The sequence below is a fragment of the Bartonella sp. AP19HLJMH genome, assembly GCF_042196245.1.
Taxonomy (GTDB): Bacteria; Pseudomonadota; Alphaproteobacteria; order Rhizobiales; family Rhizobiaceae; genus Bartonella.
Genome location: NZ_JBHIPX010000005.1, coordinates 83,712 through 102,730 on the forward strand (window position 1 = coordinate 83,712; position 19,019 = coordinate 102,730).

A 19,019-nucleotide genomic window follows, 5' to 3' on the forward strand; every position below is an offset into this window, starting at 1 on the left:
TCTTAATTTAATGCCTTAAATGAGCTTTAAATGGCGGTGACGGCGGCGAAAAAGAATAAAATCCACACAAGGCTCACCATTTTTAATTAACAAAAGAGCAAATCGACAACCGTACTATTTTCCCATTTTTCATATTACGACAGTCATTGGTTAGTGAAAGGAAACTTTTTTCAAGAGTGTTTTATGCACACAAGAATTTCCTTTGTGATATGCAAACGGATGTTTTTTATGGTTGCAATATAAGAGAATTTGAAACAAAACAATCTGACGATATTTAAATGAAAAAAAATAAATTATCATTATAAATAAGTATCTTATCTTAAACTCTTTAAACTTATTTTTAAAATATCTAATTTTTATTAACACGTTTTAAAATCAAAGAATTTCTTATCAAGCAAATGACTTGGGCGTACATTTGTTAAAGCGCGAATCATCGTATCTTTACGTCCTGGCATTTGTCTTTCTATATTTTTCAGCATTTCTTTCATTGCATTACGTTGTAATCCATCTTGACTACCGCAAAGATTACAAGGAATAATTGGAAATTGCATTTCTTGAGAAAATTTTTCCATATCTTCCTCAGCAGCATAAACAAGAGGACGTAACACAAAAAGATCTCCTTCATCATTTTTAAGTTTTCCAGGCATGGCAGCTAATCGGCCACCGTGAAACAAATTCATAAAAAATGTTTCTAAAACATCATCACGATGATGACCTAAAACTAATGCAGAACATCCCTCTTCACGTGCAATACGATAGAGATTACCACGTCGTAATCGAGAACAAAGTGAACAATATGTCTGCGACTCTGCCAATTTATCTGTAACAATGGAATAAGTATCCTGATATTCAATACGATATGGAATTTTATAAGAACTTAAAAAGTCTGGAAGAATATGCTTAGGAAATCCTGGTTGCCCTTGATCAAGATTACAGGCTAGAATTTCAACGGATAAAAGACCTCGCCACTTTAAGTCTAAAAGAAGCGCTAATAAACCATAAGAGTCTTTTCCACCCGATAAAGCAACAAGCCATTTTTTCCCTGTAGAGAGCATAGAAAAATCATCCAAAGCTTGTCGCATATGACGTAAAAGTCGTTTGCGCAATTTATTAAATTCTACGCTTGAAGGAGCAACACGAAACATTGGATGACAATTATCTGCTTCGCTTATTAAAGGATCATCTCTCCCTTTGTTTTCTTCTATTGCCTGATATTCAACTGAAACATCATTCATAATACCATATCCTGCACAATAAACGGCTCGTTTTGCAAAGATAAAAACAAATATTAAAGCAAGCTTACATTTATGTTTTTTGAATTTATAAATTAGATACACAAAAAAGAAATGGAACTATACAAATTTATGACTATAAAACATAGCAATAAACTTAATATAGAACCATTTACAAAAAGAACTTATTAACTTCAAATACTGTAAGAATAACACAATATTTTGAAGTTATCATAATAGAAGAGAGAAACAATTTCTCTTACAGAAAAATTATCGAGAATAAAATTCAACAACCAGATTAGGTTCCATTTGCACAGCATAAGGAACATCTGCAAAAGCAGGAATACGTGTAAAGGTTGCTTTCATCTGTTTATGATCTGCTTCAATATAATCAGGGACATCACGTTCTGCCAATTGCACTGATTCTAACACTAAAACAAGTTGTTTCGATTTTTCCCGAACCTCAATAACATCACCTGGTTTACAACGATAAGATTGAATGTTTGTGCGCCGCCCATTGACATTAACATGACCGTGATTGATAAATTGGCGAGAAGCAAAAATCGTAGGTACGAATTTTGCACGATAAACAACAGCATCCAAACGTGATTCTAACAGACCGATAAGATTTTCACCAGTATCGCCCCGTCGACGAGCTGCTTCTTCATAGGTTTTATGAAATTGTTTTTCTGAAATATCTCCATAAAACCCTTTCAATTTCTGTTTAGCGCGCAACTGAACCCCATAGTCAGAAAGTTTTCCTTTACGACGCTGTCCATGCTGACCTGGACCATAATCACGACGATTGACAGGAGATTTTGGACGCCCCCAAATATTTTCTCCCATACGACGGTCAATTTTATACTTTGTTGTTTCGCGTTTACTCATCGCATTTCCTTATAAAATAAAACACGAGATCTTAAGACCCCAAGGAAACGCGCCCTCCTCTGCCTTTAAATACTAAAGACTGACAGAACACCTTAACATATCAATATGCAAAGTTATCCACGGGACACGTCAATTAATGCTATTTTCTTGAAAAAATAGCTAGATCACCATTATTGGTCTCGTAACCCAAAGTCAACTCCTTTCATGAGTTTTAAGCCAAATCCTTTAAACAAATTCTCCGTTAAAGAAGTGATATTTTTCGATGTCAACAACGCAAAATCTTGATATTTCTTTATATATTGATGGTGTATCTTTCCCGACAATGGTAATAAAGATCTGATATGTTTGGCGATCGCTTTCGCCGGATCAATCCACTCAACGGACCATAAAGCATGTTCACGAAAGAAATTAATCAAAAAAGGATAATGTGTGCAGGCTAAAACAATAACATCCGTATATTGTCCATTTTTTTCCACAAAACATGGCAGGATTTCTTTTCTTAACTCTTCTGAATCGATAGATTTTCCCCGTAAATAATCTTCAGCAAGTCCAGCCAGCTTTTTACTTCCCACAAGCTGAACATGACACTGTCCAGCAAAAGAGTTAATTAATTCATTTGTATAAGCACGTTTAACTGTTCCAGGAGTCGCTAATACGGAAATAAAACCAGATTTTGTTTGTTCAGCAGCTGATTTAATTGCAGGAACCGTTCCTACAAAAGGGACATGAGGAAAATTCTGTCGTAAATCTGCTATCATCAGTGTAGAAACAGTGTTGCAAGCAATCACACATAAAGCTGGATTGTAACGTGTTAAAAGATTTGTAAAAATCTTCAAAATACGCTCTTTCAAAATATTTTCTTTCCAATTTCCATAAGGAAATCCTGCATCATCAGCAACATAGATAAATTGCATGTCAGGGATAAGAATACGCGCTTCCCTGAACACTGTTAAACCACCAATACCGCTATCAAAAAAAAGAACAGGTCGTTCATCCATTAATTTTCACACTTATTTTTAATTTTTTTACGATCACGCTCTTCCGGTGCTCTACTCCCCCGTGGATATTGTGGCGAAAAATGATCCAAAGAAGATATAATGCCTCGCAATAAACGAACCTCAGGTTCACTAAAGTTAGCGCGCGTAAAAACAGAGCGCAAATTTGCAAGCATTACTTCTTTACGTTCTGGTGGTCTAAAATACCCACGGATATTCAAAGCCTCTTCTAACTGAGATAAAAAACCATGGAATATTGTTTTATTTGCAGGTTCCATCTCTGCTGCACGAAATGCCGTATCGCTGACATTCTCTAAACCAGCTTTCATCCATTCGTAAGACATTAAAAGAACCGCTTGCGCAATATTAAGTGACGCAAAAGCAGGATTAACTGGAAAAGTAATAATTTCATCAACAAGGCTGATTTCATCATTTTCTAGTCCCCATCTCTCTCTTCCAAAGACAATCCCAGTCTTATGTCCGATACTTTCACGCTGACGTAATACGCTTGCTGCTTCGACAGCACTTTTTACAGTTTTAAATCCACATCTTTCACGTGCTGTTGTGGCAAAAACATAGTGTAAATCTGCAATTGAATCACGCAATGTGTTAAAAATCACAGCATTGTTAATGACATGATCAGCTTTACTCGCAGCAGCTCTAGCTTTTTCATTTGGAAACATCTCTCGAGGATTGACTAATCGAAGCTTAGAAAGCCCAAAATTTGCCATTGCCCTTGCGACCATACCAATGTTTTCAGGAAGCTGCGGTTCAACTAAAATAATAATGGGACCATTTGTTAAATTTTCACGATTCCTATTCGTTCCTGCCATCAATTTTACCTAGTTTCACTTAAACTATCTCCCTCTCCACTATTTTTACGAAACCTTTTTCACAATACTCTAATGCTGTTTAATAATAACTTATAGATAATCTATCTTTTCATTCAAAGATAATAGTTTCTAAACCTAATAATAAATTTTAAAAGCCATTAAAGTGAACGATGGAATTTATAACAATTTATATAAGATATCGTAGCGTTTTTTACATCAATTTTATCTTTTTTAATAGGGAACAGCCCCTATAAATCATAATCTCAGTTGAATTATGAAATCATAAATCCTAAAAAAGGGATATGCACTTTATTCCCAAACTTTTTCCTGCAAAGCTTATCCGTCGTTATAAACGTTTCCTTGCGGATGTTCAACAAGATGATCAGCATGTCCTCACCGTGTCTGTACCTAATACAGGATCAATGCTTGGATTAACAGCTTTCAACACCAATATTTGGCTTTCTTATCATAACAACATCAAACGAAAATATGCCTATCAATTAGAAATTATTGAAGCCGATAATACTTTGGTTGGTATTAATACTTCTTTACCCAATAAACTTGCGTTAGAAGCAATTCAAAACGGATTACTACCAGAATTAAATGGATATAAAACAATTTTAAAAGAACAACGCTATGGGACACAATCACGAATTGACTTTCTTTTACGTGATGACATTCTTCCTGATTGTTACCTAGAAGTCAAAAATGTTCATTTTATTCGTCAGAAAGGATTAGCAGAATTTCCTGATAGCGAAACAAAACGTGGTGCACGTCACCTTGATGAGCTCATAGGAGTTGTACAACAAGGAAAACGAGCTGCTATGCTTTATATTATTCAACGAGAAGATTGCTCAGCTTTTACAATTTGTCATGATCTTGATCCACTCTATGGACGTAAGTTTGATTTAGCATTAAAATCAGGAGTAGAATGTTATGCTGTAAAGTGTCATGTAAGTGTAGAAAGCATTTTTCCGATTCAGAGAGTAAAAATAGAAAATAGAAGAAACAATGACTGAGTATATCGAATATAATAAAATCCCTTTAAAATTTAATGGAAAAATCCGCATTTTCGATGATTATGCTTTTGCTAAAATGCGTGAAGTTGGTCGTATTGCTGCAGAATGCCTTGATGCGCTTACAGATATTATTAAGCCGGGCGTTACTACGCAAGAAATAGATGATTTTGTATTTATTTTTGGAGCTAAGCGAGGAGCACTTCCTGCTGATCTAAATTATCATGGATACAGCCATTCATGCTGTACATCTATCAATCACGTTGTCTGCCATGGCATTCCCAATAAAAGACCTTTGCAAGAAGGTGATATTGTAAATGTTGATGTAACCTTTATCCTTGATGGTTGGCATGGGGATTCAAGCCGAATGTATCCTGTTGGAAAAATTAGGCGTGCCGCAGAACGCTTGCTAAAAATAACCTATAAAAGTCTTATGCAAGGAATCGCTGTCGTTAAGCCTGGAGCAACGACAGGTGATATTGGGGCAGCCATTCAACAGTATGCAGAATCTGAACGCTGTTCAATTGTGAGAGATTTTTGCGGACATGGTATCGGCCAGCTTTTTCATGATGCTCCCAATATTCTCCATTATGGAAATCCTGGAGAAGGAGTTGAATTAAAACAAGGTATGATGTTTACAATTGAGCCTATGATTAACCTTGGTAAACCACAAGTTAAGATTTTATCTGACGGTTGGACTGCTGTTACCCGTGACCGCTCTCTGACAGCACAATATGAACATACAATTGGTGTTACAAATGAAGGGTATGAAATATTTACACAATCTCCTAAAAATATTTTTTATATTCCAAATTCCCATACCTAACGCAATGTAGAGATGTTATGGCTAAAAAATTAAATCAAAAGGAAGATACTCAAAGTAATCACTTTGCATTAACATCGAGTTCTCCACTCACCCCAGTATCAGAAAGAAAAAGTGAAGAGCCTCAAAAAAACGCACAGCTTCATAAACATTATCAAGGCCATCGTGAACGTCTTCGGAAGCGCTATTTAAAGTCAAAAGGAAATGCAATTGAAGATTATGAATATCTTGAATTATTGCTTTTTCGCACAATACCCCGTGCAAACACAAAACCCATAGCTAAAAATTTGATAGCGCGTTTTGGTTCATTAGCTGATGTGTTGGGAGCGGATATTCACCGACTTCAAGAAATTCCAGGATGTGGTCCCGCCACTGCAGTTGATTTAAAAATTATTTCAGATGTTGCTGGACGTCTTGCTCGTGCGCAATTGTTTAAGCGCGATATTTTTTCATCATGGGATAAAGTGTTAGCGTATTGTAAAGCTGTTATGGCTCACGAAACACGTGAACAGTTTCGTATTTTGTTTCTTGATAAGAAAAACGGCTTACTTGCTGATGAGGTGCAACAAACTGGAACCATTGATCATACCCCTGTTTATCCTCGTGAAGTTATTTCTCGAGCTTTAGAGTTATCCGCATCAGGACTTATCTTAGTCCACAATCACCCTTCTGGCGATTCCACCCCCTCTAATGCAGATATAACAATGACATATAGATTAAAAGATGCAGCAAATGCATTAGGCATTATTATCCATGACCATCTTATTATTGCACGAAATAACCATACGAGTTTTAAAGCGTTAAAACTTATATAAATCTTATGGGATAAAAAAGACTTCATTCAACTATGAATAACGAATCAATTTTCTAAATCAATATCTAATATAGCCATTGAGAAATTATAGGAGAGCTCATCTTCATCTTCATCTCGATAGATAATGCCTAAAAACTCATCTCCTATATAAACCTCACAAGAATCACTCTTTTTAGGCCGTGCTCTGACTTGCAATGCTGAGTTTTGGAATATATTTTTAAAATAATTATCAAGTTTTTTTATTTCATCAGCATTCACTATGCTCTCCTGTTTTTTTGAAACGATTAAAATAATTGCGTGTCGTGCAAATAAGACACTCTTATGATTCTGTAAAGTCAGTAAAAAAGCATAATCTGAATATTTACTTAATATTACATATATTCACAACGTTCTTTATACATTCATAAAGAACGTTTACAAAAGGAGTCTATCATTATTAAATATACCCGTATAGATTAAAAAATGGCAAAAAAAACTGTATATTTTTAATAATTTTACTTTATCTCCAATTTTAGCATCTGTATTTAAAATGCATATTCGTAAGAATAAATTGATCAATAATTTATAATTTTGTTTATTTTATAAAAAATACAAATAAAAATATTTTTTTATTTAAAACTACATTTTTTAGCAAAAAATATTTATTACATCATTCGAAAATAATTCTTTTTAATAACCTTTAAAGTATAATTATCTAATCTTAGAATAATTACCTCTCTGGAAAATATACAAAATAAGCTAATAAGAGTTTATTTTTCTTTTCATTTTTTATAAAAACTTACGTCATAACAGAAAGATTTTTTAATAAGCTTTTTTCAATTTATACGAAATAAAAATATTGGGTATTTCTGTAAATTCTAAAAGCTATGAAGAGTTCTTATTTTATAGGATAACGAGAAAGAAAATCGATAACGCCTTTTTTATAAACTTTATCGCCTACAGCAAGCATATGATCTCGATCAGGAATTGATAAAGCTTCACCACAAGGCAACAAGGCTGCCAATGGCTCTGCATCACCGCCAATTTCATCTAATGAACCAACGGCAACAAGTGCTGGTTGTTTGATTTTGTAAACTTCAGACGCCGTTAACTCCTGTTTTGATGTAATGATACAAGCAGCAAGAGCACGCCTATCGCTTTTCGTTTGATCTGCAAATTTACGGAACATTAAACCGCGCGTATTGGTAATAGTGGAAATATCTTCTGCTAAAAGGGCCTCAGCAACGGGCTCCCAATTTCCTGCTCCCGTCACCATACCAATACCTAAACCACCAAAAATAATACTGTGTACATATGTTGGATGCAAAAGAGCCATGAAAGCACTAATACGAGCCCCCATAGAATATCCCATAACATGGGCTTTAGATAACTCTAAATGCTGCAGTAACTTTACTGCGTCGCCAGCCATAGCTTGAGGTGTATAAAAGATAGGATCATAACTTTTAACTGAATCTCCGTGACCGCGATTATCAAGAGCAATAACACGATATCCTGCTTCAGTGAGAATACGAAACCAACCCGTTGCATACCAATTCACCCGTGCAGAAGATCCAAAACCATGGATCAACAAAATAGGCGCGCCCTGCCCTTCTTCTCGATAAGCAAATCGCAAACCATTATATTCAAAAAAACGAATATCTTCAGCGGTCATTTTTTATTGCACTTTCCACAAAGTACAGGATGAATAACACGTTGTCCTTTTTGTATCTGTTTTTCAGAAACTTCACCAGCATTAATTTCAAGTGCAAAAGCTGCAGGAACTTCTGATGAAATGGTATTTGTTGAAAATGGAGAAGTATTTTCAATAATCGATACAATAATTCCCTCAGAGTTTAAGAAAATCATATCTAAAGGTAAAGGCGTATTTGCCATCCACATAAAAATTTTCTGCTCATCTCTCGATGGATAACTTTTTTGCTGCTTAAAGAGCATTGCACGATCGCGTGGAAAATCAGTTCGATACATTAAACCAGCTGCTGCTTGAGATGGCGTAAAAGCAATCTCTACCTTATAAAAAACCGGACCTTGCTTTGTATGTATTTCTAAAGGAATCGGATGCACAGGAATCTCTATGGGCTCCTTTGCTACAACAACACGCATATCTAACATCAAAAGCATCACCAATAAAACAATATACCCCTTTTTAAAAGGCTTTAACATTCTTGTCTCCACCAGAGAAAAATTTTAAATTTTGTTTATAAAATAAAAAGTACCAGAGTTTAAAAGTCAAAAAACAAGAGAATTACTTCCTTGTTATTTTCTAGTTTCTTTCAACGTAATATGCACAATTTTCTTCATTTGGTTTATGGATTCACGAGAGCTATATTTTCTTTAAAAATCTACTTCTATAGCAATTTATGAAACAATCACCTTTAAAAATATAGAAAACACACTGATTTCACTCGTGAAATTTAATGCGTAGCTAAAGGAATGCCTATATCCGGATAAATCTCTGCTGTCATTAAACCTTTTTCTCCTTTACCAAAACGTACAAGAACAACTTGACCCGAACGAAGCTCTGCTAAACCAAAACGGCGCAATGTTTCCATATGAATAAAAATATCTTCCGTTCCTTGCCCACGGCTAAGAAAACCGTATCCTTTGTCACGATTAAACCATTTAACAATTGCTCGTTCTAGTCCACTTTCTGGAGTAACAACAACATGGGTACGGGCTGGAACTTCTGATGGATGGATTGCTGAAGAACAATCTATGGATTTCACCTGAACGCACTTTAATCCTCGTTCAGTTTTTTCCACAGCACAAATGACTTTAGCTCCCTCCAAAGCTGTTTGAAAACCATCCCTTCGCATTACCGTAACATGCAATAATATATCTGGAAAATGAGGTAAATCAGGTACAATAAATCCATACCCCTTACTACCATCAAACCACTTAATGACACCACTGATTTCGATAATCTCCCCACAAGCACCTATACTATCCTCAGATGGGGAACAATCCTTTAATGCATCCTTACTCGTCATAATAACGTGATCCTGTAGCTTATAAATTGTACGATATTGATTCTCTAGGTTTAAGTAAACATTGCTCTTGTATCAACACGCAAGCCCCAAGATAAGATTTCCCCACATTGTCGTATCTTCTATGTTAATGTCAGAGAATATCAACGTGAATATTTATAAAACTATTTGATTGTACACTTTACATACCTTACAAGAAGTGCCCTACAAAAGAGATCATATAAAAGTTTTTTTACATAATGATATTTTGATTAATGTGTAACTTGCATGATGAAGAAGTTCAATATAAGGTGAAAAAACGACAATTCAATTAAGGAAAATGCGCAATGCAATTGAAGAAAATCCTTACGATAATCGCAGCATTTATGGCATTTACAGCAAATGTTTATGCGAGTGAACCTATTAAGATTGGTGTTTATCTTCCATTAAGTGGTCAAAATGCATTTGGAGGTCAGCTTGAAATTAGAGGTATAGAATTAGCCCATAAAAAAGTTCCAGAAATTTTAGGACGTAAAGTAGAACTTGTTATTATTGATAATAAGTCTGATAAAGTAGAAGCGGCTAATGCTGTTATGCGTTTAACAGCAAGTGAAAAAGTGAGTGGAATCATTGGTAGCTATGGTTCTTCGCTCTCGTTAGCAGGTGGTGAAATATCTGAAAAGGCAAAGACTCCAACCATTGCAACGTCCTCAACAAGTCCCCTTGTTACACAGGGTAAAAAATATTACTTTCGTGCTTGCTTTATTGATTCCTATCAAGGAGTAGGAATCGCAACTTATGTAAGCCAAACTTTACACGCAAAAAAGGCTGCTATCCTTAAAGATATTTCAAGCGATTATGCTATTGGTCTTGCAAGTTATTTTACGCGTGCTTTCAAAAAATTAGGTGGTGAAGTTATCTCAAATTTAAATTATAATTCTGGAGATCAGGACTTTTCAGCTGTTCTCACGCAAATTATCGCCCAGAAACCTGATATCTTATTCATTCCATCTTACTTTTCTGAAGGTGCTATCATCATGAAACAAGCACGAGAATTAGGGGCTAAGTTTCAAATTATGGGTGGAGATGCTATGGATAATCCAGAAACCATTACGATTGCAGGAAAAGCTGCAGAAGGTTTCTTACATACGACACTTCCCTATAGTGAGGATATGCCAAATATGTCAGTAGCTGCGCAAGAATTCACAAAAGAATGGAAAAAAGCTTACCCAGACAAAGAGCCAAATATCAATTCTGTTTTGGGATACACGAGTTATATGATGTTCATGAAGGCTATTGAAAATGCTGGTAGCACTGATCGTGAAAAAATTACTATCGCACTTAGCCAATTAAAAGATTTTCCTACCCCCTTTGGGGATATGTCAATGGATGAAAATCATAACCCTAAAATTCCTATTGGTATCATTAAAATACAGGATGGAAAACGTGTTTATTTAGAAGAAGTTAAACCTGCTTTTTAATTAAAAAGTTTTACTTACTAAAATGCAAGAATTGGTTGAGGATTTTTTTCTCAACCAAATTTAGAAATTTCTTATTGTCCTATGTAAATTAACAAATGTGGAAGGATGAGAGATGAGCACTGAAATGTTCATCCAGTACTTTTTTAATGCACTGGCATTGGGATCTCTTTATGGGCTTATTGCTATTGGCTACACCATGGTCTACGGTATACTGAGACTCATTAATTTTGCTCACGGTGATATCTTTATGCTGGGAGCATATTTTGTTTTCTTTTCCACAATTGGCTTTATGCCTGCTTGGGCAGCTTTTCTTCTTTTGTTCCTTGCTGCTCTTGTTTATTATTCGGTCTTTATAGGCTTTAAAAGGCGTCCTCCAATTTATTGGATTGCTGCTTTTTTAATTCTTGCGCTAGGATTTGTTTATTATTTTAAAATTTCCCCGCAAGACTTTACACCGATTTGGGTTTTAGCTCTTTGTTTTTCCATTTTTATTACAAGTGCTGTGGGTGTTGCTGTTGATCAATTTGCTTATAAACCTCTACGCCATGCTCCGCGTATTTCGGCACTTATCGGTGCAATTGGTGTTTCTTTTTTTATTGAAAATCTTGCTACTGTACTCTTTAGTGGTGTTCCGAAAGGTGTACAACAGCCAGACTTTCTTGTAACACCATTTTTATGGCATCTAGGATCAGGAGCAGATGGTATCATCAGAATTGCTCCCATGTCTCTGATCGTTCCCTTTGTGTCATTAATTCTTATTTTATTACTGTTATGGATTATCCATAAAACAAAACCGGGTCTTGCTATGCGCGCAATCTCCCATGATATTGAAACAACACGTTTGATGGGTGTGTCTGTCAATAAAGTTATTGCGTTTACATTTGGAATAGGCTCAGCTCTTGCCGCCATAGCTGGCATTATGTGGTCTTTACGTTATCCTCAAATTCAGCCTTATATGGGTGTTCTTCCTGGTCTCAAAGCATTTATCGCTGCTGTTATCGGAGGTATTGGTTCGATACCAGGTGCAATGTTGGGAGGATTATTATTAGGGTTTATTGAAATTATGATTATCGCATTTTTCCCCGCGCTATCTGGATATCGAGATGCCTTCGCTTTCATTTTATTGATTCTGATTCTATTGATATTGCCCACAGGATTAATGGGTAAAAGAAATCAGGAGAAAATCTAATGGCAAAGTCAGCGACAACTGTTTTATCGTGTATAAGTGTTTTAGTTCTCATAGGTTTTTTATTTTATGCTGATAGCCATTTTAATGACTATACGCTTCGTATCATCAATCTGATTGCTATTAATGCGATATTGGCAATTTCGCTTAATTTGATTTACGGTTTCACAGGTATGTTTTCTCTTGGACATGCTGGATTTATGGCTATTGGTGCTTATGTTTGCGCAATTTTACTTCTTTCCCCTGAACAAAAAGAAATGATGTGGATTCTTGAGCCTATTGCTGAACCATTATATCATTTGCAGTTACCTTTTTTTATCGCTGTTGTCGTAAGTGGTTTGTGTGCTGCTGTTGTAGGTTTATTAATTGCTTTACCAATATTGCGTCTTGGTGGCGATTATCTTGGAATTGCAACATTAGGTTTTGCGGAAATTATTCGCATTGTCATTACGAACGCAACATCGCTCACAAATGGCTCTTTGGGAATCAAAGGAATACCTCAAAATGCAACATTATGGTGGAACTATGGTTGGCTAGCATTTACAGTTCTCTTTATTGTCCTCTTACTGCAAAGCAATACTGGTAACGTATTACGTGCTATCCGTGATGATGAAATAGCTGCGAAAACTATGGGAATTAATGCTTTTTTCTACCGTAGTTTTTCCTTTACTGTTGGAGCATTTTTTGCAGGTATAGGTGGCGCATTAATGGCGGCTCTTATTTCAACCATTGATCCAAAAATGTTTAATTTTCTTCTGACTTTTAATATTTTAATGATTGTTGTTGCTGGTGGTCTCGGTTCAATTACAGGGAGCATTATTGGCAGCATTATTATTACAGTCATGCTTGAATGGCTTCGTATTATTGAAAGTCCATTTGACTTAGGTTTTATACATATTCCAGAAACCCCAGGGCTTCGTATGGTTGTTTTTTCTCTTTTATTGCTGGTAATTATCTTGTTTTGGAGAAAAGGGTTAATGGGACAACGAGAATTTTCATGGAATGGAATTTATAGCTTTTTGACACGCAAAAAGCTTTCTAATACTGAGGGAAAGCTATGAGCGACAATATCCTTTCACTCAATAATATTGTAATGCGTTTTGGCGGATTAGTTGCTGTAAATAATGTTAATATGGCAATTAAACGAGGAAGTATTACTGGATTAATTGGTCCAAATGGTGCTGGAAAAACAACAGTTTTCAATATGATTTCTGGATTTTATGCTCCTACAAGCGGCATCATTCTTTTTGATGAGAAAAAAATTTCTGGAGCGTCTCCTTATATTATCTGTAGAAGCCATATTGCCAGAACATTTCAAAATATTCGTCTTTTCTCAGGGTTAACGGTTTTGCAGAATGTTATGGTAGGAGCGCATGTTCGACAAAAATATCCTTGGTTTTCTTCAGCTCTCTTTTTTTCAAAAGCAATAAAAGAAAAGAAGGAAGTTTATAAAAATTCCTTGGAGCTCCTTGAACAGCTACAACTTGATCATCTTGCCAATCAATCGGCAACAGCTTTACCTTATGGTGTGCAACGACGTCTAGAAATTGCACGTGCGTTAGCCACAAAGCCCAAATTGCTTCTTCTTGATGAACCTGTTGCTGGCATGAATCCACAAGAAAGTGAAGATCTTAGAAAATTCATAGCAAAAGTGCAAAAAGACTTTGATCTTACAATTCTTCTTATTGAGCACGATATGAAAGTGGTTATGGGGCTTTGCCAACATATTTTGGTTATGGAATATGGCTGTTGCATTGCCAGTGGTACACCAGATGAAATTCGTAATAACCCTAAAGTTATTGAAGCTTATCTTGGCGGAGATGTTTATGGATATTCTTAAAATAAAAAATCTTTACGTTCATTATGGCGCCATTAAAGCTGTCCAAAATCTTTCTATGTCCATAAAGCGGGGCAGTATTGTCACTTTAATTGGAGCCAATGGTGCAGGAAAAAGCAGTATTGTACGTTCTATTACAGGGCTTAATCGCTCTGTTTATGGAGAAATTACCTATAATGGCAAATCTATTATTAAAAAATCACCAGAAGAGATTTTGCGATTAGGGATTGCTCTAAGCCCTGAAGGACGACGTATCATGCCCCATCTCACTGTTTTAGAGAATCTTCATCTAGGCGCTTATATTCGTCACGATAAGCAGGGAATTTCCCGTGATATTGAATGGATATTTGACCTTTTTCCACGCCTACGTGAAAGAGCAAAACAGTTGGGAGGAACAATGTCAGGTGGTGAACAACAGATGGTTGCTGTGGGCCGTGCACTCATGAGCAATCCTGATATGGTCATATTAGATGAACCCTCGTTGGGGTTAGCACCACTTCTCGTTCGAGAAATTTTTTCGATTATTCGAAAAATTAATGATATGGGGAAAACTGTTCTTCTTATTGAACAAAATGCATTTGCTGCACTTTCCATAGCTGACTATGCTTATATTTTAGAGGTAGGACATATTTTATTTCACGGTGAAGGAAAAACTATGCTCTCTGATTCGCGTGTTAAAGAAGCCTATCTTGGTGGGTAAGACTACGAATTAAGGAAATAGAGCTCATCCCTCCACCATTTAAAAGAGCATTTCTCATTAAGGATGAGAAATGCTCCTTTGTGAATTTTGACTATTACATCCACCATTTTTCTGCACTGAATATTCCTGCTTCTTGTTCAATAATGTGCGCTATCTGAAAAATGACTTCTTCAGAAAAAGGTTTACCAATCAATTGCAATCCTAGAGGTAAACCATTTGATGACAGACCAGCAGGAACAGAAATTCCTGGTAATCCAGCCATATTAACTGGTACAGTAAAAATATCATTAAGATACATTGCTACAGCATCATTTTTTATTTTTTCATCAGCAATACCAAAAGCAGATGTTGGTGTTGCTGGTGTCAAAATAGCATCAATGCCTGAAGCAAAACATTGATCAAAATCACGTTTTACGAGTGTTCTTACTTTTTGAGCTCTTAAATAACAGGCATCATAATAACCTGATGAAAGAACATAAGTCCCAACCAAAATGCGCCGTTTGACTTCATCACCAAAACCAACAGAACGCGTATTTTCATACATCTCAATGATGTCTTTCCCAGGCATGCGCAAACCAAAACGCACACCATCATAACGCGCTAAATTAGAAGAGGCTTCTGCAGGAGCTATAATGTAATAAGAAGGTAGAGCATATTTTGTATGGGGCAAAGAAATATCTTTAATCTCAGCACCTGCTTCTTTTAACCAATTTATTCCTTTTTGCCAAAGCTCAATAATTTCTGGAGACATTCCATCCACATGATATTCTTTTGGAATACCGATTTTCATTCCTTTGATTGATTGACCAAGATAACTTTCATAATCAGGAACTGGTAAATTGACGGAAGTAGAATCTTTTTCATCAAAAGAGGCCATTGATCTGAGTAAGATAGCACAATCACGAACATCTCTAGCAACAGGTCCAGCTTGATCAAGAGATGAAGCAAACGCGACAACGCCCCATCGCGAACAACGTCCATAAGTTGGCTTTATTCCCACAGTTCCAGTAAAAGCTGCTGGTTGACGTATTGAGCCACCTGTATCGGTTGCAGTTGCACCAGCACAAATTTGTGCAGCAACAGCGGCTGCGGATCCCCCCGAAGAACCACCGGGTACGAGTTTTTCATTTGAGCCTTTTTTTCTCCATGGACTAATAACGGGACCATAATATGATGTTTCGTTGGATGAGCCCATAGCAAACTCATCCATATTAAGTTTTCCTAACATCACAGCACCATCTTGCCATAAATTAGCCGTGACAGTTGATTCATAGTGCGGTTTAAAACCATCAAGGATATTTGAACAGGCTTGAGTATGAACACCATAGGTTGCAAAAAGATCTTTAATCCCCAAGGGAATTCCTTCCAAAAGCCCTCCCTGCCCTTTCGCTAAGCGACTGTCTGATTCAGCAGCCATTTTCATTGCCTGTTCTGCTGTTATTGTTACATAAGCATTCAAAGTTGGATTCGCCAACTCTATTGCTTGTAAATAAGCTTCCGTTAATTCTGTTGCTTTGAGATTTTTCTTTGTTAGAGCATCACGAGCTTGCGCAATTGTGAGAGTTGTTAAATCAGTCATATTGGTTCTCAAATTTCAAAAATATAAAAAGTTACTCAACAATTTTTGAGACAAGAAAAAAATTTTCTTCTGTAACAGGGGCATTGGCTACAATATCTGCTGCTTTATCGCCATCTGTAACACTATCTTCACGCATTCGTAGAGTCATCGGCATCACAGATGTTAATGGCTCAACTCCACTGACATCAACTTCATTCAATTGCTCTACAAAACCTAAAATAGCATTGAATTTTTTTGTCACAGGTTCTATCTCATCATCGTGGAGGGCAATCCTTGCTAAATGTGCTATCCGCTTGACTGTCTCTTGATCAACAGACATACTCTTTACGCCTTTCTGCTTTTTTGTTTATTTATTTGATCTTTATTCTGGCTATACAAGGCTGCACTTGTAAGTGCAAGAATATTAGATAACATGAATAAAGAATATAACTATAGATCTGAAACATTAAAAAACGTATTATACCTTTATGACTGTTATTAATATAGATGAAGTTATAAAACATCTTTTGCCTAGACAAACAATAGCAGGCTTAGATTTAGGGACAAAAACTATCGGAATTGCGATTTCTGATATGGGGCTGACTGTCTCAAATCCGCGTCCTGTACTACAGCGAAAAAAATTTACAGAAGATGCTTACACACTTATTAAAATTTTTGACCGTGAAAATGTAGGCGTTATTATCATTGGCTTACCTCTTAACATGAATGGAAGCAGTGGCTCTCGTGTTCAAGCAACCAGAGCTTTTGTGAGCAATATGAAAGCTTATACAAAAATTCCATTTGTTTTTTGGGACGAACGTTTATCAACAATTGCTGCGGAACGGTCTCTTTTAGAAATGAATGTATCGCGCGCTAAAAGAGCAAGCCGTATTGATTCGGCAGCCGCCGCTTTTATATTGCAAGGTGCTCTCAATAGAATTCAAAACTTTCATCATATGGAAGGATAGAGAACATTGAGCAAATGCCCTGCATTATATCGTGCAATGAGCATCCCGTAAGAAGATCTCCATTGTCCCCCAAGGCGGCTTTCCATATAGGCATTCGCAACATGTTCTATGTCTGTAGAACGTAATGCTGCTGCTGCTGCTGCATAAGCTACTTGTTCAACAAAAAATCTTCCTGCACCTTCATTTGCTGATGCCATATCACCTGCTGACTTAATAATTTCAATTGCTCGGGGTCCCGCTGGTCCAATATCAAGAGCAATTTTTTCCAACAATTTCTGAAACAATCCCGGTGCTTTTTCAGCAATAAGAATGGCATCCTTTACCAATTGATTAGCAGAACTATTTCTCACAATTCGCGCAGGCCCATTATGCAACATTTGTGATAATGGATTATTCTCTATAAAACTTTCAATACCAAGTTGTGCAATAATTTCACCAACAATAGGCACAACCAATTGACTTACATGATAAGCAATAATAGGTGTCATAATGCGGGCAAAAGCCGCTTCAGAACGGTCATTTGCTGCATTGTCAAATGCTCTCGCTAAACGCAAAACCAATGCTTGTGAGGCAGCTATATCTAATGCAATATCTGCAAAAATACGTTCTGTCAGTGGAGGTAACGGCTGATTGGGCATTTTTTTCCGGAAAAAATCCATACCAAATTGAAGAGCCGCTCGTAAAACACCTGCCGATATGACAGATTGATCGAAACGCATCATCGTCTCGATATCTTTAATAACTTTAAGCCCTTCTCCAGCATTTCCCAAAAGCCAGCCATAACTGCCTTGGAAGTCGACAACCCCCTCTGGTGTTAAAAGTTCTCCAGATCGCTGAATTAAATGACGAATCGATATAGATCCATTTAATGCGCCATTTTCTTGTATGCGTGGAATAAAAAAACAACTTAAATGACCATCTAAATCTGCACTAACAAGATATCCGTCAGCGGTAGGATTAATAACGTTGGTTTTTACAACATTTAAACGATATAGATCACGTTCCATACTTTCATCGAAAGAAATTTTCTTAACACTTGGAAAATTGAAAGCGTATTTTTCAATATCGTCAAATGCACAAGTTAGAGAAGCAGCCTTTTTATGATGAATAGGCTTTGATGAGGAATCATATTGGCGTGATAAAAGTACATTTTGCCATCTTTTGAAGAGCTCAATATCACTAATTAAAACAGCAATAGCTGCACTCGTTATGATAACTTCATTCAAATGTCCTGTTTCTAAACCAGCAGATAAAGCTAAACGAATCGCACGCGCTTGATAGCGTACTCCATTTTCTGAGCTCGCATTTTCCCAAAGTGAGGTAACCAAACCTGCTTGTCTAGAATATTGTTGAAGAGCTTGATAGGAAGAATGGATCTCTAATTTTTCCGTTGGTTGCCCCCATTCATCATTATAGCATAATAAAGGCTTATAATGATTCGCTAAGCAAGAAAGTTTCCATGCTTCTCGACTCGCGGCAAAATCCCCTATTTCTTCAAAACTTGCTAACAAAAACTTAGGCAAAGTAGAAGCAATACGAAACATAAGCGTATCGCTAAGAAATGTATTTTTTCGACGAGTATTTTGCGCAGATACAGCACTCATAGGTATATTCCTACATTCAAATCATTCATATCATAGACTATTTGTCTTTTTAGAGTTAAGAAACATTTATCATATTCAAACAAATGCTTGTTTAACCTGTTTAGAGAGAGATAAAGAAGAA

Annotated in this window: 20 protein-coding genes; 9 read left to right on the forward strand and 11 right to left on the reverse strand. The window is 36.3% G+C overall.

What is annotated here, in order from left to right:
• Nucleotides 1–359 precede the first annotated feature (359 nt).
• The 4 genes from ttcA to ACFINR_RS04120 form a co-directional block, all read right to left on the reverse strand.
• Nucleotides 360–1,235 carry a tRNA 2-thiocytidine(32) synthetase TtcA gene (gene ttcA, locus ACFINR_RS04105; protein ID WP_375634106.1) on the reverse strand — a complete coding sequence of 292 codons (876 nt, stop codon included), beginning with the start codon at nucleotides 1,233–1,235 and terminating at the stop codon, nucleotides 360–362.
• A 267-nt stretch (nucleotides 1,236–1,502) separates the two neighbouring features.
• Entirely contained in the window at nucleotides 1,503–2,120 is a 618-nt protein-coding gene (gene rpsD / locus ACFINR_RS04110; RefSeq protein ID WP_273722651.1) for a 30S ribosomal protein S4, read from the reverse strand.
• Nucleotides 2,121–2,290: 170 nt separating this feature from the next.
• A complete protein-coding gene (murI, locus tag ACFINR_RS04115) occupies nucleotides 2,291–3,118 on the reverse strand; it encodes a glutamate racemase (RefSeq protein WP_375611921.1) in 828 nt (275 codons plus the stop codon).
• Nucleotides 3,118–3,948 carry an RNA methyltransferase gene (locus ACFINR_RS04120; RefSeq protein WP_375632222.1) on the reverse strand — a complete coding sequence of 277 codons (831 nt, stop codon included), beginning with the start codon at nucleotides 3,946–3,948 and terminating at the stop codon, nucleotides 3,118–3,120. Before ACFINR_RS04120 ends, murI begins: the two co-directional genes overlap by 1 nt.
• 302 nt (nucleotides 3,949–4,250) lie before the next feature.
• Between ACFINR_RS04120 and sfsA the strand changes: the two genes are divergently transcribed.
• The 3 genes from sfsA to radC are packed head-to-tail and all read left to right on the forward strand — an operon-like array spanning nucleotide 4,251 to nucleotide 6,602.
• Complete coding sequence (gene sfsA, locus ACFINR_RS04125) at nucleotides 4,251–4,967, forward strand: DNA/RNA nuclease SfsA (protein WP_375652620.1); 717 nt, start codon at nucleotides 4,251–4,253, stop codon at nucleotides 4,965–4,967.
• Entirely contained in the window at nucleotides 4,960–5,790 is an 831-nt protein-coding gene (gene map / locus ACFINR_RS04130; RefSeq protein WP_375652624.1) for a type I methionyl aminopeptidase, read from the forward strand. Before sfsA ends, map begins: the two co-directional genes overlap by 8 nt.
• A gap of 17 nt (nucleotides 5,791–5,807) precedes the next feature.
• Entirely contained in the window at nucleotides 5,808–6,602 is a 795-nt protein-coding gene (radC, locus tag ACFINR_RS04135; RefSeq protein WP_375613419.1) for a DNA repair protein RadC, read from the forward strand.
• A 44-nt stretch (nucleotides 6,603–6,646) separates the two neighbouring features.
• Here the strand turns inward: radC and ACFINR_RS04140 are convergent, their stop codons facing one another.
• From ACFINR_RS04140 to ACFINR_RS04155, 4 genes are all read right to left on the reverse strand, one after another.
• The gene (locus ACFINR_RS04140) at nucleotides 6,647–6,859 is read right to left on the reverse strand and encodes a DUF3126 family protein (protein WP_375638411.1); all 213 of its coding nucleotides are present in this window, start codon (nucleotides 6,857–6,859) and stop codon (nucleotides 6,647–6,649) included.
• A gap of 619 nt (nucleotides 6,860–7,478) precedes the next feature.
• Nucleotides 7,479–8,252, reverse strand: a complete 774-nt coding sequence (locus tag ACFINR_RS04145) for an alpha/beta fold hydrolase (protein WP_375652628.1) — start codon at nucleotides 8,250–8,252, stop codon at nucleotides 7,479–7,481.
• The gene (locus ACFINR_RS04150; RefSeq protein ID WP_375652631.1) at nucleotides 8,249–8,761 is read right to left on the reverse strand and encodes a DUF192 domain-containing protein; all 513 of its coding nucleotides are present in this window, start codon (nucleotides 8,759–8,761) and stop codon (nucleotides 8,249–8,251) included. Before ACFINR_RS04150 ends, ACFINR_RS04145 begins: the two co-directional genes overlap by 4 nt.
• A 251-nt stretch (nucleotides 8,762–9,012) precedes the next feature.
• Complete coding sequence (locus ACFINR_RS04155) at nucleotides 9,013–9,588, reverse strand: cold-shock protein (protein ID WP_273791031.1); 576 nt, start codon at nucleotides 9,586–9,588, stop codon at nucleotides 9,013–9,015.
• Between the two features lie 323 nt (nucleotides 9,589–9,911).
• Here ACFINR_RS04155 and ACFINR_RS04160 point away from each other — a divergent pair, with 323 nt between their 5' ends.
• The 5 genes from ACFINR_RS04160 to ACFINR_RS04180 all read left to right on the forward strand — a co-directional run bounded on the left by ACFINR_RS04160 (nucleotide 9,912) and on the right by ACFINR_RS04180 (nucleotide 14,768).
• Entirely contained in the window at nucleotides 9,912–11,045 is a 1,134-nt protein-coding gene (locus ACFINR_RS04160) for an ABC transporter substrate-binding protein (protein WP_273791030.1), read from the forward strand.
• Nucleotides 11,046–11,157: 112 nt separating this feature from the next.
• Nucleotides 11,158–12,234 (forward strand): branched-chain amino acid ABC transporter permease, encoded by a 1,077-nt coding sequence (locus ACFINR_RS04165; protein ID WP_375611928.1) that lies wholly within the window; start codon nucleotides 11,158–11,160, stop codon nucleotides 12,232–12,234.
• Nucleotides 12,234–13,292 (forward strand): branched-chain amino acid ABC transporter permease, encoded by a 1,059-nt coding sequence (locus tag ACFINR_RS04170; protein WP_375613416.1) that lies wholly within the window; start codon nucleotides 12,234–12,236, stop codon nucleotides 13,290–13,292. The genes ACFINR_RS04165 and ACFINR_RS04170 overlap by 1 nt, the downstream gene beginning before the upstream one ends.
• Nucleotides 13,289–14,071, forward strand: coding sequence for an ABC transporter ATP-binding protein (locus ACFINR_RS04175; RefSeq protein ID WP_375652635.1), 783 nt, complete (start codon nucleotides 13,289–13,291; stop codon nucleotides 14,069–14,071). Before ACFINR_RS04170 ends, ACFINR_RS04175 begins: the two co-directional genes overlap by 4 nt.
• Complete coding sequence (locus ACFINR_RS04180) at nucleotides 14,058–14,768, forward strand: ABC transporter ATP-binding protein (protein WP_273791026.1); 711 nt, start codon at nucleotides 14,058–14,060, stop codon at nucleotides 14,766–14,768. The genes ACFINR_RS04175 and ACFINR_RS04180 overlap by 14 nt, the downstream gene beginning before the upstream one ends.
• Nucleotides 14,769–14,862: 94 nt before the next feature.
• On the opposite strand, the gene gatA is transcribed toward ACFINR_RS04180, so the two are convergent.
• Complete coding sequence (gatA, locus tag ACFINR_RS04185; RefSeq protein WP_375611931.1) at nucleotides 14,863–16,347, reverse strand: Asp-tRNA(Asn)/Glu-tRNA(Gln) amidotransferase subunit GatA; 1,485 nt, start codon at nucleotides 16,345–16,347, stop codon at nucleotides 14,863–14,865.
• Between the two features lie 31 nt (nucleotides 16,348–16,378).
• Nucleotides 16,379–16,666: an Asp-tRNA(Asn)/Glu-tRNA(Gln) amidotransferase subunit GatC gene (gene gatC, locus ACFINR_RS04190; protein ID WP_375606898.1), complete on the reverse strand. Its 288-nt coding sequence runs from the start codon at nucleotides 16,664–16,666 to the stop codon at nucleotides 16,379–16,381.
• Between the two features lie 148 nt (nucleotides 16,667–16,814).
• On the opposite strand from gatC, the gene ruvX reads away from it, so the two are divergent.
• Nucleotides 16,815–17,294, forward strand: a complete 480-nt coding sequence (ruvX, locus tag ACFINR_RS04195) for a Holliday junction resolvase RuvX (RefSeq protein ID WP_375611932.1) — start codon at nucleotides 16,815–16,817, stop codon at nucleotides 17,292–17,294.
• Here ruvX and ACFINR_RS04200 read toward each other — a convergent pair.
• Entirely contained in the window at nucleotides 17,279–18,898 is a 1,620-nt protein-coding gene (locus ACFINR_RS04200) for an acyl-CoA dehydrogenase family protein (protein ID WP_375652638.1), read from the reverse strand. The two genes, ruvX and ACFINR_RS04200, sit on opposite strands and share 16 nt — an antisense overlap.
• Nucleotides 18,899–19,019 lie beyond the last annotated feature (121 nt).

Excerpts from the sequence above, each read along its gene's own strand:
- ttcA (WP_375634106.1), bottom strand. The coding sequence starts at position 1,235 with ATGAATGATGTTTCAGTTGAATATCAGGCAATAGAAGAAAACAAAGGG.
- rpsD (WP_273722651.1), bottom strand. The coding sequence starts at position 2,120 with ATGAGTAAACGCGAAACAACAAAGTATAAAATTGACCGTCGTATGGGA.
- murI (WP_375611921.1), bottom strand. The coding sequence starts at position 3,118 with ATGGATGAACGACCTGTTCTTTTTTTTGATAGCGGTATTGGTGGTTTA.
- ACFINR_RS04120 (WP_375632222.1), bottom strand. The coding sequence starts at position 3,948 with ATGGCAGGAACGAATAGGAATCGTGAAAATTTAACAAATGGTCCCATT.
- sfsA (WP_375652620.1), top strand. The coding sequence starts at position 4,251 with ATGCACTTTATTCCCAAACTTTTTCCTGCAAAGCTTATCCGTCGTTAT.
- map (WP_375652624.1), top strand. The coding sequence starts at position 4,960 with ATGACTGAGTATATCGAATATAATAAAATCCCTTTAAAATTTAATGGA.
- radC (WP_375613419.1), top strand. The coding sequence starts at position 5,808 with ATGGCTAAAAAATTAAATCAAAAGGAAGATACTCAAAGTAATCACTTT.
- ACFINR_RS04145 (WP_375652628.1), bottom strand. The coding sequence starts at position 8,252 with ATGACCGCTGAAGATATTCGTTTTTTTGAATATAATGGTTTGCGATTT.
- ACFINR_RS04150 (WP_375652631.1), bottom strand. The coding sequence starts at position 8,761 with ATGTTAAAGCCTTTTAAAAAGGGGTATATTGTTTTATTGGTGATGCTT.
- ACFINR_RS04155 (WP_273791031.1), bottom strand. The coding sequence starts at position 9,588 with ATGACGAGTAAGGATGCATTAAAGGATTGTTCCCCATCTGAGGATAGT.
- ACFINR_RS04160 (WP_273791030.1), top strand. The coding sequence starts at position 9,912 with ATGCAATTGAAGAAAATCCTTACGATAATCGCAGCATTTATGGCATTT.
- ACFINR_RS04165 (WP_375611928.1), top strand. The coding sequence starts at position 11,158 with ATGAGCACTGAAATGTTCATCCAGTACTTTTTTAATGCACTGGCATTG.
- ACFINR_RS04170 (WP_375613416.1), top strand. The coding sequence starts at position 12,234 with ATGGCAAAGTCAGCGACAACTGTTTTATCGTGTATAAGTGTTTTAGTT.
- ACFINR_RS04175 (WP_375652635.1), top strand. The coding sequence starts at position 13,289 with ATGAGCGACAATATCCTTTCACTCAATAATATTGTAATGCGTTTTGGC.
- ACFINR_RS04180 (WP_273791026.1), top strand. The coding sequence starts at position 14,058 with ATGGATATTCTTAAAATAAAAAATCTTTACGTTCATTATGGCGCCATT.
- gatA (WP_375611931.1), bottom strand. The coding sequence starts at position 16,347 with ATGACTGATTTAACAACTCTCACAATTGCGCAAGCTCGTGATGCTCTA.
- gatC (WP_375606898.1), bottom strand. The coding sequence starts at position 16,666 with ATGTCTGTTGATCAAGAGACAGTCAAGCGGATAGCACATTTAGCAAGG.
- ruvX (WP_375611932.1), top strand. The coding sequence starts at position 16,815 with ATGACTGTTATTAATATAGATGAAGTTATAAAACATCTTTTGCCTAGA.
- ACFINR_RS04200 (WP_375652638.1), bottom strand. The coding sequence starts at position 18,898 with ATGAGTGCTGTATCTGCGCAAAATACTCGTCGAAAAAATACATTTCTT.